Annotated in this window: 12 protein-coding genes; 7 read left to right on the top strand and 5 right to left on the bottom strand. The window is 63.0% G+C overall.

The annotated features are described in order from the left end of the window. Nucleotides 1–34 precede the first annotated feature (34 nt). The 4 genes from BGO80_RS14440 to BGO80_RS14425 all read left to right on the top strand — a co-directional run bounded on the left by BGO80_RS14440 (nt 35) and on the right by BGO80_RS14425 (nt 2686). Nucleotides 35–964, top strand: a complete 930-nt coding sequence (locus BGO80_RS14440; protein WP_286722026.1) for a histone deacetylase family protein — start codon at nt 35–37, stop codon at nt 962–964. 26 nt (nt 965–990) lie between these two features. Next, complete coding sequence (locus BGO80_RS14435; RefSeq protein ID WP_126150890.1) at nt 991–1242, top strand: exodeoxyribonuclease VII small subunit; 252 nt, start codon at nt 991–993, stop codon at nt 1240–1242. A gap of 116 nt (nt 1243–1358) precedes the next feature. Next, nucleotides 1359–1955, top strand: a complete 597-nt coding sequence (locus BGO80_RS14430; RefSeq protein ID WP_286722025.1) for an SCO family protein — start codon at nt 1359–1361, stop codon at nt 1953–1955. Further along, nucleotides 1952–2686: a TlyA family RNA methyltransferase gene (locus tag BGO80_RS14425; RefSeq protein WP_286722024.1), complete on the top strand. Its 735-nt coding sequence runs from the start codon at nt 1952–1954 to the stop codon at nt 2684–2686. The genes BGO80_RS14430 and BGO80_RS14425 overlap by 4 nt, the downstream gene beginning before the upstream one ends. A 395-nt stretch (nt 2687–3081) precedes the next feature. Here the strand turns inward: BGO80_RS14425 and BGO80_RS14420 are convergent, their stop codons facing one another. Continuing rightward, nucleotides 3082–4404, bottom strand: coding sequence for a hypothetical protein (locus BGO80_RS14420; protein ID WP_286722023.1), 1323 nt, complete (start codon nt 4402–4404; stop codon nt 3082–3084). A gap of 320 nt (nt 4405–4724) precedes the next feature. Here BGO80_RS14420 and hemA point away from each other — a divergent pair, with 320 nt between their 5' ends. Next, entirely contained in the window at nt 4725–6005 is a 1281-nt protein-coding gene (gene hemA, locus BGO80_RS14415; RefSeq protein ID WP_353744225.1) for a 5-aminolevulinate synthase, read from the top strand. A gap of 4 nt (nt 6006–6009) precedes the next feature. Here the strand turns inward: hemA and BGO80_RS14410 are convergent, their stop codons facing one another. Further along, a complete protein-coding gene (locus tag BGO80_RS14410) occupies nt 6010–7461 on the bottom strand; it encodes an FAD-dependent monooxygenase (RefSeq protein WP_286722022.1) in 1452 nt (483 codons plus the stop codon). Between the two features lie 95 nt (nt 7462–7556). After that, a complete protein-coding gene (locus BGO80_RS14405; protein WP_286722021.1) occupies nt 7557–8150 on the bottom strand; it encodes a TetR/AcrR family transcriptional regulator in 594 nt (197 codons plus the stop codon). A gap of 78 nt (nt 8151–8228) precedes the next feature. On the opposite strand from BGO80_RS14405, the gene BGO80_RS14400 reads away from it, so the two are divergent. Then, entirely contained in the window at nt 8229–9143 is a 915-nt protein-coding gene (locus BGO80_RS14400) for an SDR family oxidoreductase (RefSeq protein ID WP_286722020.1), read from the top strand. Between the two features lie 504 nt (nt 9144–9647). Here the strand turns inward: BGO80_RS14400 and BGO80_RS14395 are convergent. Next, a complete protein-coding gene (locus BGO80_RS14395; protein ID WP_126150897.1) occupies nt 9648–10283 on the bottom strand; it encodes a response regulator transcription factor in 636 nt (211 codons plus the stop codon). Between the two features lie 287 nt (nt 10284–10570). After that, nucleotides 10571–10960, bottom strand: coding sequence for a large-conductance mechanosensitive channel protein MscL (gene mscL / locus BGO80_RS14390; RefSeq protein WP_353744224.1), 390 nt, complete (start codon nt 10958–10960; stop codon nt 10571–10573). A gap of 177 nt (nt 10961–11137) precedes the next feature. Here mscL and BGO80_RS14385 point away from each other — a divergent pair, with 177 nt between their 5' ends. Beyond that, nucleotides 11138–12760 (top strand): ATP-binding response regulator, encoded by a 1623-nt coding sequence (locus tag BGO80_RS14385; RefSeq protein WP_286722018.1) that lies wholly within the window; start codon nt 11138–11140, stop codon nt 12758–12760. Nucleotides 12761–12878 lie beyond the last annotated feature (118 nt).

The following is a 12878-nucleotide window of genomic DNA, read 5'->3' as shown; positions in this document are numbered from 1 at the left end:
TCAAGACACATAGAGATGCACTCGCAGGCCCGCCGTGACCACGCTTCTCATCAGCCAGCCCAATTTTGCCGACCACCGTACGCCCAATGGTCATGCCGAACGCGCCGAGCGCATCGTCGCGGTGGAGGCGGCACTGGCCGAACCGCGTTTCAATGGGCTGATCCGCCGCGATGCGCCATTCGGCGACCTGATGCTGGCCGAACTGGTGCATGACGCTGAATATCTTGGCCAATTGCGCCATGCCCGCCCGGCGGAGGGCATAGGGCAACTCGACCCGGACACTTTCATTTCCGACAAGTCGCTGGACGTGGCGGCGACCGGGCTCGGCGGGGCACTGGCGGCGCTCGATGCAGTGGTGCTGGGGGAGGTCAACAATGCCTTCTGCGCCATTCGCCCACCGGGACATCACGCAGAAATCTCAACAGCCATGGGGTTTTGCCTGATCAATACCATTGCTATCGCGGCACGGGAGGCGCAGCGGAAATATGGGGCGGAGCGGGTGGCGATCGTCGATTTCGACGTGCATCACGGCAATGGGACGCAGGATATCTTCAAGGACGATCCCAGCGTCTTTTATGCCTCGAGCCACGAAATGCCGCTGTTTCCCGGCACCGGTGACCCCAGCGAGACCGGCGTGGGCAATATCGTCAACTGCGCGCTGCAGGCGGGGAGCGGCGGGGCGGCGATGCGCGAGGCCTATCTCGCCAAGATATTGCCGGCGCTCGACAATTTCGCGCCCGACCTGCTCTTCATCTCCGCTGGATTCGATGCGCATCGCGGCGATCCGCTGGCCGATCTCAACTGGACCGGCGACGATTTTGCCTGGGTCACGGCAAAGTTGATGGAGGTGGCGGAGCGGCGCTGCTCCAACCGCATTGTCTCGCTGCTCGAAGGTGGCTATGACCTCGGGGGCCTGGCCAACGGCGCCAGCCACCACGTGGCGACGTTGATGACCGGACTATGAACGCATTCTGAACGAGCGACGAGACCATGGCCGAAACCACGCATGACGATGTGAAGACGCTGAGCTTCGAGGCAGCACTGGAGCAGCTGGAGCAGATCGTCGCCAAGCTCGAAAGCGGTCGCGCACCGCTGGCCGAATCGATCGCCATCTATGAGCGGGGCGAAGCGCTCAAGGCCCATTGCGAGACACTGCTGCGCACCGCCGAGGCGCGGATCGAGAAAATCACCCTGAGCCGCGACGGCAAGGCCGTGGGCACCGAGCCGCTCGACGCCAACTAGCCGCGAGCGCGGCAAAGTGCCTGTTGCCTTGTCACCGGTTGATTGGCATCTGAGGGTGACGACGCCGCGCCGAAGCACTGGCGAGTGGGCGCGCTCCTGATGAGGGCCAAACGAGCATGACGAACAAAGCGCTGCGCAATTTCCGGATCGTGCTCTGGGTGCTGGTGGCCGTGGCGGCCATCGGCGCGACGGCGCTTTATGTGTTCAAGCCGCCGCAGCGGCCATTGGGCCTCAACGGACAGGCATTCGCGCTGGCCTCCACCAAGGGCGGCACCTTCACCCAGGACGATCTGCGCGGCACGCCGAGCCTCATCTTTTTCGGCTATACCTTCTGCCCCGATGTGTGCCCGACGACGCTGGCCGAAACCACGGCCTGGCGGGCGCAACTGGGGCTGACGCCGGAACAGCTGCGCATCATCTTCGTCACCGTCGACCCCGAACGCGACACAGCCGAGATGGTCAAATCCTATGTAGAGGGGTTCGACCCCAGCGTCATCGGGCTCGTGGGCACGCCCGAGGAAACCGACCGGGCCAAGGCGGCCTTCGGCGTGTTCTCGGAAAAGGCGGGCGACGTCGACAGCGAGTTCTACCTCGTCAACCACACGGCCCTGACCTTCCTGATCCGGGCCGATGGCAGTTTCCAGGGCACCATCGCTTATGAAGAAGCCAGCGATACAGCGCTGGCCAAGATCGAAAAGCTGGTCAAGGGGTGAGCCGCATAAGGCTTGACCTGGCGCTGGAACAGCGCGGGCTGATGCCCAGTCGCGCCCGAGCGCGCGACGCCATTCTGCGCGGCACGGTGAGCGTCAATGGCGCCCCGGCGAAGAAACCCAACCAGATGGTCGGCGACGAAGACGTGCTGACGCTAGACGACCCGGCGGCCGGCTATGTCTCGCGCGCGGCGCTGAAGCTGATCGCCGGCCTCGACGCCGGACGGATCGATGCCAGCGGCAAGGTCTGTCTCGATGTCGGCTCGTCGACCGGCGGCTTCACGCAAGTGCTGCTGGAGCGCGGCGCGGCAAAAATCTATGCGGTCGATGTCGGGCATGAGCAATTGCATGAAAAGCTGCGCGGCGATGCCCGCGTGGTCAGCCTCGAAGGCACCAATGCCCGCGACCTCGACGCGGAAACCGCCAGCGGGCCCATCGACCTCCTGGTCTGTGACATCAGCTTCGTGTCGATAACCAAGGTCCTCGAGCAGCCGCTGCGCCTCTGTGGCCCAAAGGCCGAGGCGGTGATCCTGTTCAAACCGCAATTCGAGGTGGGCCGGGATTTCGTGGGCAAAGGCGGCATCGTGACCGATGCCGAGGCCAGCGCCCGGGCCCTCGCCGAGGTGGTGCGCTTCGTGGAAACGACAGGCTTCCAGCTGAAAAACACCCTGCCCTCCCCCATCACCGGCGGCGATGGCAACCAGGAAACCGTGCTGGTGTTTTCGCGGGGGTAGTTGGCGAGTTAGGCGGTTCAGATTTTACCGAAACCGGATACATGCCTCTTCTTTGACGCGGTGCTGCTGCTCACCAGCCTGAGCGCGCTGCCCCCCCTTCCAACCTCCCCTGAAAAGGGAGGGCTATCGCATATGGGTTTGAGCGTGCTGCACACCCCCTCCCAACCTCCCCCTAAAGAAGGGGGAGGAGCCGCATCGAGTTGTGGGCAAAGTCTAGCCAAATGCACGGGCCGGACTCCCTCCCCCTTGCGGGGAGGGTGGGGTGGGGGATGAGAGCCCGGTGCCAATTCGCCATATGCGATAGCCCTGCTGAAGAAGGGGGAGGAGTTGCATCGCGGCTCGGGAAAGATAGTGCCAAGGCCTGAAAATGCTGACGCTCCCAGCGCTAGACTTGCTCAGTAGAGCTTTTCGACGGCTGGTTTCATGGTGTGAGGGGAGACGTCGCGGCGTTCGATTTCGTTGAGGAGGGCGGTGATCTTGTCGACATTGGCAAGATGGCGCTGTTCCATGGAGAAGTTGAGCGTGACGTAGTCGCGGCCCGGGCAGAAGGTGCAGATGTTGACCTCTGTGTGCCAGGCGCCGCAATAGATCGGCTCGATCATGCCGTGGGTCAGCGGCCCATAGGTGCGGTGCGGGGGCACCAGGGTCAGCACGATGTGCATGCCGCCATTGAAGCGCCAGAAGCGGCGATTGGGCAGGAAGGGCAGCACGCGATTGACGGCGCGCAGGGCCTTGAACATCGAATTGATGACCACCTGGAAGGAGGTAATATCCTTCTGTTCGATGCCGGCAACGGTGTCGTCGACGCAGCGGACATAAGCGACGAAATCGTCCATCACCTTGAACTTGGCTTCGAGCGCGCGGACGCGGAAGAAGTCGTCATCGGTATTGTTGCGCTTGGTATCGAGCATGGTGTAGGCGGCGCCGATCACCTTCTTGCTCATGTATTTTTCAGCGCCCTCGCCATTGAGGGCATGGGTGACCAGCGCGAACATCAGCGAACGCTGGCGCACTCCGAGCTTGTTGGCCAGCTTGCGCAGCCGGTCGCGCTCGAGCGCCAGGGTCTTGAAACCCCAGGGCTGCTCCTTGGGCGCCAGGATATTGGCGATGGCCAGGTAGATGAGCGCGGTCATGCCGCCGCGCAGGGCGCTCTTCATCCTGTCGCCCCAGGGGAGCTTGTTGGCCTTGTCGGACTGGACGCCATGGGAGGCGACCTGGGAGCGGGTGAGCAGCGCCGAATCGGAGCCCTCGAGCAAAGCGTGGCTGGAGCGCACCTGGATGACCGAGGCCCTGCCCTGAGCATCGGGCCCGCCACGACGCACCGCCGCCATGACGCGAAACAGTGGCAAGTCCTTATGGGCGAAAATGTCGCTGGACTTGCTCAGCCACTTGTCGGGATAGCCATCGAGCTCATCGACATAATCGACCGAGGTGATGGCATCGAGCAGATGTTTTGGAAAAGGCTGGCCGGGCTGGGCGCCGACAAAACCATGGGTAAGCTGCGGCGCCAGGGCGACCATTTCGGCCACCATATTGCCCAGCACATCCAGGTCATAGGTCTGGGTGGAAAAGGCGGTGAAGAACACCGTGTCGCGGCCCTCATAGAGGAACCACTGGAAATCGGTGAACAGGGCCTGGGGATTTTTGGCGACGGCCATGCGCGCCAAGGCCAGCGCATCGGCTTGTCCGGCGAAACTCGACGACGAGAAGCTCTTCATCCCGGTACCCCCTCAGATACCCAAACACCGCGATGCGATCTAAGCGCAGTCCGCACCGACTATCAACAGCATATGCACAGGCCGGTTAACCCTTGTTTGGGGGGAATGCCGGGCGGCGAAACCCGTTTGCGGCATTGGCAGATGGCTCCGGCTACATTAGAATAGCTCTCAAGTGAAAGCGCAGGAGTCTTGGCTATCAAGGCTTTCAGCCGCTTCGCGCGTCGAATTGACCTATGTCAATGCAGGCGCGTCCATTCTAAGTAACGTGCATCCAGGCTGGAATGCCCCTCACCCCAGCCACGGTGTTGAAGGAAGTCTCCATGGATTATCGCGGCATATTCGAAGATGCAGTGGACACGCTGCGGACGGAGAAGCGCTATCGCGTATTTGCCGACCTGGAGCGCGTTGCCGGCCGCTTTCCCAAGGCCATCTATCGCGACGACGCCGACAATGCCCGCGAAATCACCATCTGGTGCTCCAATGACTATCTGGGCATGGGCCAGCACGAAAAGGTCGTGAAGGCGATGCAGGACACGGCCGGCGCAATGGGCGTCGGCGCCGGCGGCACGCGCAACATTTCGGGCACCAACCGCCCGCTGGTCGAGCTCGAGCGCTCGCTCGCCGATCTGCACCGCAAGGAAGGCGCGCTGGTCTTCACCTCGGGCTTTGTGTCCAACGAGGCCGGCATTTCCACCATTGCCCGGCTGATGCCCAATTGCATCATCCTTTCCGATCAGCTCAACCACGCCTCGATGATCCAGGGCGTGCGCCAGTCTGGCATGGAAAAGAAGATATTCCGGCACAATGACGTGGCGCATCTGCGCGAGTTGTTGAGCCAGGTGGACCGCAAGCGGCCCAAGCTGATCTGCTTCGAATCGGTCTATTCGATGGATGGCGACATCGCCCCGATCAAGGAAATCTGCGACCTGGCCGAAGAATTCGGGGCGCTGACCTATATCGACGAAGTCCATGCCGTGGGCATGTATGGTCCGCGCGGCGGCGGCATTGCCGATCGCGACGGGCTGATGGAGCGGATCGATATCATCGAAGGCACGCTAGCCAAGGGCTTTGGCGTTATGGGCGGCTATATCGCCGCCAACAAGGCCATCATCGATGCCGTGCGCTCCTACGCGCCAGAGTTCATCTTCACCACCGCCCTGCCCCCGGCGCTCTGTGCGGCGGCGCGCGCCTCGATCGAGCATCTCAAGGGCAATGGCCATGAGCGCATGATGCACCAGCGCCAGGCGCGGCTGACCAAGGCGATCCTGGCCGATGCGGGCCTGCCTGTCATGGAGACATCGACCCATATCGTGCCGCTGATTGTCGGCGACGCGCGGGCGGTGAAGGCGGCCAGCGACATGCTGCTGGAAAAGCACAATATCTATATCCAGCCGATCAACTATCCCACCGTGCCCAAGGGGACGGAACGGCTGCGCATTACCCCGACGCCACTGCATACCGACGAGATGATCTTCGAGCTTCGCCACGCGCTGGTCAGCGTGTGGACGGCGTTGGAACTGCCGCGCGAAAAGGCCGATGCCGCCATTACCGCGAGCAAGCTGACCTCGGGCGACCTGACGCTGCCAAGCCTGGGCGGCTAAAAATTCAGGCCGGGCCGAGCCATCTGGCGAGGGCCTCGGCCAGTCCCGCATCATCGCCCTGCCCGACCCAGGCGACATGACCATCGGGCCGAATGAACACGGACTTCGGCGCGGGCACGGCGCCAATGACCGGCAGCAGCCAGTCGCCCTCCGTCTGCGCGGTCAGCGTGGTGAGTCGCGTGGCCCAGGGACCCGGATCGAGCGGCGTCTTCCCCGAAAAATCGAGCAATAGTGGCTTTGCATCGCGCAGCAGTGCGGCGATGCGCGTGGGACCTTTGGCGGTGAGAAGATCGCGATCGGGCATGCGACGGCCGAGCAGCGGATGACCCTCGCCGAGATCGTAGCGGGTGGCGAGGCCAGACATGTCGCCGGCAATATGGCGGGCCGGCTCGTCGAGGCGGAGCAGATCGCCGAGAACACCCGCGACGGCCTTGGACCGCTCGTCGGTGCGGGCCAAAGCGACGCTTGCCATGGTGTAGCGCAGAAGCTTTGCCGCCGCCGGATGGCGTTCGGCGTGATAGGTGTCGAGCAGGGTTTCGGGTGCACGATTACTGGCGACCAGCGCCAGTTTCCAGCCGAGATTGACCGCATCCTCGATGCCGATGCCCATGCCGAAGCCGCCGGCAGGATAGTGGATATGGGCGGCATCCCCCGCCAGCAACACTCTCCCCCGGCGATAGGTTTCGGCCTGGCGGGTCATGTCGGTGAAGCGGGTGATATAGCTGGGATTATCGACGCCATATTCGGTGCCGTATTGGGCGCTGAGTGCGGCACGCAGCGTGTCGATGGTGACGGGACCGGTGCCGATGCCGACTTCAGTGACCATGATGGCGAACTTGCCGGTCTCGTTCTTGCTGATGGCGTGGGTACCGATGGCGTCGGTGAAAAGGCCGAGCTTTGGTTCACCCGTCATGTCGGCTTCGGCCAGCAGGTGGCTGATGGTCGGATCGGAGCCGGGGAAACCGATGCCGGCCTGTTTGCGGACGAGGCTGCGGCCGCCATCGCAGCCGACGAGATAGGCGGCGCGCAGACTGGTGCCATCGCTGAGCGTAACGGTGACCCCGGTGTCGTCCTGAGCCAGGCCGGTGATTTCGACGCCGTGCAGCATGGTCACAGCCAGCGCGTCGGCCCAGTCGCCGAGGAGGCGTTCAGTGTGCTTTTGCGGCAGAGACAGACCATAGGGATGGCGGGTGGGAAAGGCGCTGATATCGAGCCGCGTGCCGGCAAAGCCGATGACCTGCATGGGTGTACCGGCAGCCAGAAAGCGTTCGGCCAGGCCACGCTGATCGAGGATTTCGATGCTGCGAGCATGCAGGCCGAGGGCGCCGGGCTGGATGCGTTCGCGGACGGCACGCTTTTCGATGACCAGCGGGGAGAGACCGGCAAGGCGCAGTTCGGCGGCGAGCACCAGCCCGGTGGGGCCGGCGCCGGCGATAATGACTGGTTGGTCGATCATGAAGAGCCTCCGTATGCGATGGGGCCCTTGTTGTAGAAGAGGGGATGGGGCTTGAAGCAAGGCCCTTGTGCGCTACATGTGAGTATGGGCGGAGATCAATCCGGCGTGGCGACCGCCTCGATGGCGTCGAACATGCCGTTGATATAGTCCTCGGCGCGGCCGGCATGGTCGGCGCGGGTCCAGGCATCGAGCGAAAGGCGCGCGCCGCCGATGGCCAGCATTGCCAGGGCGCGCAGGCGGGTCTCGGTTTCGCCCGGCCAGAGGTCGCGCAACGCGTCGAACAATTCCCATTCCTCGATGATGTAATTGGCGCGCTTGCGGGCCTGCACGGTTTCGCTGGCGCGCATCAGACGGTCGAGATGCACCAGTTCATCACGCGGATGGGCCGAAACCAGACTTAGAGTGGCGGCGCGAACGGCATCGAGCGGACGGAGGCCGGTCGCCTTATCTGCGATGGCTGCGGCCAGTTGCCGGCCCAGGCCGCTTTGCAGCGACACTAAAATATCGTCCTTGGACTTGAAATAGTGAAAGAAGGTGCGGCGCGAGATGCCGGCTTCGGCGGCGATATCGTCTATGGTCGTGGCCTCATAACTGCTGCTGCCGAACAGTTTCAGCCCGGCCCGGGTAATCCGATCCATCGTGTCCTGCCGCTTGCGCTGGCGCAGCCCGGCAGTTTCCGCAGTGTCCATGACAATGCCCCTTGATAATTTTGCACTGAGTGCAATATAAAAATGCACTGAGTGCAAATTCGATGCAGGATCACTTCTATGACAAAATGGACGGCTTCGGAAATCCCCCCGCAAAACGGCCGTCTGGCCATTGTCACGGGCACAGGCGGGCTTGGCTATGAGACCAGCCTGGCGCTGGCACGCGCCGGCGCAGAAGTGATCGTGGCGGGCCGCAATCCCGGCAAGGGCGCCGAAGCGGTGGCGGCGATCACCAGCGCAGTGCCGGGCGCCAAGGCGCGGTTCGAGGCGCTGGATCTGGCGCGGCTGCAAACGGTGGCCGACTTTGCCACGCGCATCGGGCAGCAGCATGAACGCGTCGATCTTTTGATCAACAATGCTGGTGTGATGGTGCCACCGAGCCGGCAGGAAACCGCCGATGGCTTCGAGCTGCAATTCGGCACCAATTATCTCGGTCATTTCGCGCTGACGGCGCATTTGCTGCCGCTGTTGCGAAACAGTTCGGGCGCGCGGGTAATCTCGCTGTCGAGCATCGCGGCGCGCCAGGGACAAATCGATCTGGCCGACCTGCAATGCAACGACTACGTGCCCATGAAAGCCTATAGCCAATCCAAGCTTGCCTGCCTGATGTTTGCCTTCGAGCTGCAACGGCGCATCGAAGCCGGCAGCTGGGGCATTGCCAGCATGGCCGCCCATCCTGGCGTGGCGCGGACGGATCTGGTGCATAATGGCGCGGGTCGATCGAGCCTGCTCGGTTGGGGCCGAACCTGGCTCGGCTTCCTGTTCCAGCCGGCCTGGCAGGGGGCGCTACCCACGCTTTACGCGGCAACGGCGCCAGAGGCGAAGCCCGGCGGCTACTATGGTCCGAACCAGCTGAGTGAAGTGCGCGGCTATCCGGCACCCTCGCGCGTCCCGCCGCAAGCCCTCGACACCAAAATGGCAGCGGCGCTTTGGGCAGCGTCGGAGGACCTGGCGGGGGTACGTTTTCCGGGGTGATCGGGGCAGTGCTGGGGGCGTGCATCGCCGAACAGGTCGGGAGACGTCCTGGATTGGGCGCTGCGCGCTATGGCTGATGCGGCCCCATCTGCTATGAGGGGATAGCCATCGCATGGCCATCATGCCCGCGGGAGGCAGTGGCCGGGTTCTGGCGCGTCAGATGCAACGCGCATCACGCCGCCTCGGGCTTGACGCGAGCGCCTGATAGCGAGCCACATGGACGCACTGGTGCGCGCGGAGATTGGCCCGCGGGTCGAGCCCGAGGGCGGTGCGGTGGATGGGTTGCAGGGCTGCCATTAAAAGCGCCAAGTCGCCGTCAGTGGATTGCTAAACGCCCCCACCCCGGCCCTCCCCTCAAAGGGGGGGAGGAGGCGAGAGAGCTTGAGGTGAGGTAAAATCGCGCCACTGGCGCGATTTCTTGACGCTACCTCGCCATTCGAGCGTAGCTCTCATGGCCTTCTCCGCTTTCGCGGCGCCACTGGCGCCGCTCGCCCTGCGGGCACGCTACGAAGTCAACACGATGCGCATGAGGTCGGCGGTGTTGCGGGCGCCGAGTTTTTCCATGACTCGGGCGCGGTGGACCTCGATGGTGCGCGGCGAAATGCCTAGTTCCCGCCCCGCCTCCTTGTTGGACTGGCCATTGGTGATCAATTGCAGCACTTCGCGCTCGCGCGGGGTGAGCTGGGCGAAACCGCGCACCTCCACCGGGCGATAGCCACCCTGCATGGCACCCAGATGCACATCGCGACGCAAGGCGTCGCGCACAACCCCAAGCAGATGCTCACTGTCGATGGGCTTGCTGATGACATCGCTGGCGCCCAGCTTCATGGCGGTGACGGCCGCGTCGAGATTGGGGCTGTTGGAGAGCATCACCACTGGCGCCCCGGTGCGCAGGGATTTGATGCGGCGCAGCAGAGACAGGCCGCTCTCATCTCCGACGGCGAGATTGATCACCGCCACATCCGGTCGCCGCCGCTCCAGCGACGCCACGAAATGGGCCGCCTCAAGCGAAAACGTGGTTTGAAATCCTTCAAGACGGAACAAAACACTCAACGCCTCGCAAGTGCCCGGATCAGCATCGACCAGATGAACCAGCCGATCGCGATTCAGGAACGCGTGATAGTAACTGCTTTCGCCCATATGCCATTACCTCTCTCGGTGCAGAATGTTTATGGAAACGACCAGTATTGCGCGTGGCCGACGTACCTCAACTTTATTACTTGTTTCGCGACAAACCCGCCGTGCATCTCGCAACTGTATTTTGCTCTAGGTGAAAGCAGTCTTCCACGCGGTGGGATTGCGTACGTAGAAGTAGAAATCGCCAAGATATATAGGCATCATGACCTACATTTAGCGCATGTCAATGATATTATTCCTAATATGTAGGAAAAAAGAACCAGCCACTACGGCCGGCTCTGATTGCGGAATTAGCTGCGCGGGGGATTGGCGCGAAGCGCGTCGCGAATCTCGGTGAGGAGGATTTCTTCCTTGGTCGGGGCGGGCGTGGTTTCCACCGGCTCCTTGGCGGCATCGCGCTTCAGCGAATTGATGCCCTTGACCACCATGAACAGCACGAAAGCAATGATGGTGAACTTGACCACGGCATTGATGAACAGGCCGATATTGACCTTGGCCTCGCCCACGGTCAGCACGATGCCCGAAAAATCGATACCACCGATGAGGATACCGAGGAGCGGCATGAAAATATCGTCTACGATGGAGGAGACGATAGACCCAAAGGCCGCACCGATGATCACGCCTATGGCGAGATCGATCATATTGCCTTTGACGGCGAAGTCCCTGAATTCCTTGAACAAGCTCATAGCAGCCCTCTGAGTAATCTTTTCCGCACCAAGCAATGCGGACCGCGGCGGCGGAGGTTAACAATTCCTGACCTCTCGCCCAAATGCAATGGGAGATGTGTCGGCCTTGCACTGGGATGATGCCGGGCCGATAAGGAAAAACCCCATTCTCCGGCGCGGATATTTGCCCACATGCCGCTTCTGCCCGACGATCGCACCGCCAGCCTCAAAGAGGCGATCGACTACATTCCGCAGGGAATTTCCGTGTTCGATTCCGGATTGCGGCTGGCCGCCTCCAACCAGCGCTACAATCAGCTGCTGGCGCTGCCGCCCGACCTGACGCGGCAGGGCTCGGCGCTGTTCGATATTGCCCTGTTCATGGCCGAGCGCGGCGATTTCGGCCCGGGCGACGCCGCGCGGCTGGCCATCGAACGCATCAATACCATTACCGCCTCGCCCACCACAGTCACCCAACGCATGGGCACGGGCGGTCAATCGCTGGAATTCTATTCAAGCCGCCTGCCCGATGGCGGGCTGATCATCAGCTTCAGCGATGTGACGGCGCGCGTGCAGGCGGAACTGGAGCTGGAGCAGGTCAATCAGAGCCTCGAGCGCCGGGTGGAAGAGCGCACCGCCGATCTCCGCCAGGTCAATGCCGAGCTCGAAGTGGCCCGCGCCAAGGCCGATGCCTCCAACCATGACAAGACGCGCTTCCTGGCCGCGGCCAGCCACGACCTGCTGCAGCCACTCAATGCGGCGCGGCTCTATACATCGACGCTGATTGAGCGCGCCAAATCCACCGCCTTTGCCGAACTCGCCAATTCCATCGAGGCCTCGCTGACGGCGGTGGAGGACATCATGTCGGCCCTGCTCGACATTTCGCGCATCGATAGCGGGGCGCTGAAGCCTGCGCCGGCTCCGGTGGCGGCGCAGGACCTTCTCAAGAAGATTGAGGTGGAATTCGCGCCCATGGCGCGGGAGCGCTCGATTACTCTGCGGATGGTGGCGACCAAAGGCACGGTGCTGGCGGACCGTAATCTGGTGGCGCGTATCGTGCAGAACCTGGTCTCCAATGCCATCAAATATACCCCGGTCGGCGGCAAGGTGCTGGTGGGGGTACGGCGACGCGGCAACCGGCTGCGGCTCGACGTGGTCGATACCGGCATCGGCTTCAACCGCGACCAGCACCGGTTGGTCTTTGCCGAGTTTTCGCGGCTGGAGCGCGGCGCGCGCATGGCACAGGGGCTGGGGCTGGGGCTGTCCATTGTGCAGCGCCTGGTGACGGCGCTGGGGCTGACGCTGGAACTGGATAGCCGCGAAGGCCATGGCTCGCGCTTTTCGCTCTATCTGCCGGTGGTGCGCAACGGCCGGGCCAAGACCGCGCCCGAGGCGGCGCCGGCGGAGCAGAATTTCGGCATGCTCGATCTCAAGATCCTCTGCGTCGACAATGAGCGCGCCATTCTCGAGGCGATGGAGGGGCTGCTGCATCATTGGGGCTGCGATGTGCGTACGGCGCTGTCGCTGAAGCAGATCGACCGCGAGCGGCTGCTCGAGGGCTGGTATCCCGACATGGTGCTGATGGATTATCACCTCGACCAGACCTCGGGCCTCGACGCCATCGAGTGGCTACGCCACAATCTCGGCGGCCATCTGCCGGCGGCACTGGTGACGGCAGACCGCAGCCCGGCGGTGCGCACACTGGCTGAAGACCGCGGCATCGCCGTGGTCACCAAGCCCGTCAAACCCGCGGCCCTGCGCGCCGCCATAACCGGCCTCGCCAACCAGAGCGGGCGGGGGACACAAAGGGCGGGATAGTTTTTGCGATTGGCTGGGTGGCGTTTCCCAACTCCTCAAGAAGCGTCCCAAGAGTAAACTGAGGTACGTACCTCAGATGCACTTGCCACCCTGCTGATTTCCGCGCTATCCACGGGGT

This window comes from Devosia sp. 63-57 (assembly GCF_001899045.1).
Classification (GTDB): Bacteria; Pseudomonadota; Alphaproteobacteria; order Rhizobiales; family Devosiaceae; genus Devosia; species Devosia equisanguinis.
The sequence above is the reverse complement of the archived record's forward strand: the minus strand, read 5'-3'. Positions and strand labels throughout refer to the sequence as shown.

Excerpts from the sequence above, each read along its gene's own strand:
- BGO80_RS14435 (WP_126150890.1), top strand. The coding sequence starts at position 991 with ATGGCCGAAACCACGCATGACGATGTGAAGACGCTGAGCTTCGAGGCA.
- BGO80_RS14430 (WP_286722025.1), top strand. The coding sequence starts at position 1,359 with ATGACGAACAAAGCGCTGCGCAATTTCCGGATCGTGCTCTGGGTGCTG.
- BGO80_RS14420 (WP_286722023.1), bottom strand. The coding sequence starts at position 4,404 with ATGAAGAGCTTCTCGTCGTCGAGTTTCGCCGGACAAGCCGATGCGCTG.
- hemA (WP_353744225.1), top strand. The coding sequence starts at position 4,725 with ATGGATTATCGCGGCATATTCGAAGATGCAGTGGACACGCTGCGGACG.
- BGO80_RS14410 (WP_286722022.1), bottom strand. The coding sequence starts at position 7,461 with ATGATCGACCAACCAGTCATTATCGCCGGCGCCGGCCCCACCGGGCTG.
- BGO80_RS14405 (WP_286722021.1), bottom strand. The coding sequence starts at position 8,150 with ATGGACACTGCGGAAACTGCCGGGCTGCGCCAGCGCAAGCGGCAGGAC.
- BGO80_RS14400 (WP_286722020.1), top strand. The coding sequence starts at position 8,229 with ATGACAAAATGGACGGCTTCGGAAATCCCCCCGCAAAACGGCCGTCTG.
- BGO80_RS14395 (WP_126150897.1), bottom strand. The coding sequence starts at position 10,283 with ATGGGCGAAAGCAGTTACTATCACGCGTTCCTGAATCGCGATCGGCTG.
- BGO80_RS14385 (WP_286722018.1), top strand. The coding sequence starts at position 11,138 with ATGCCGCTTCTGCCCGACGATCGCACCGCCAGCCTCAAAGAGGCGATC.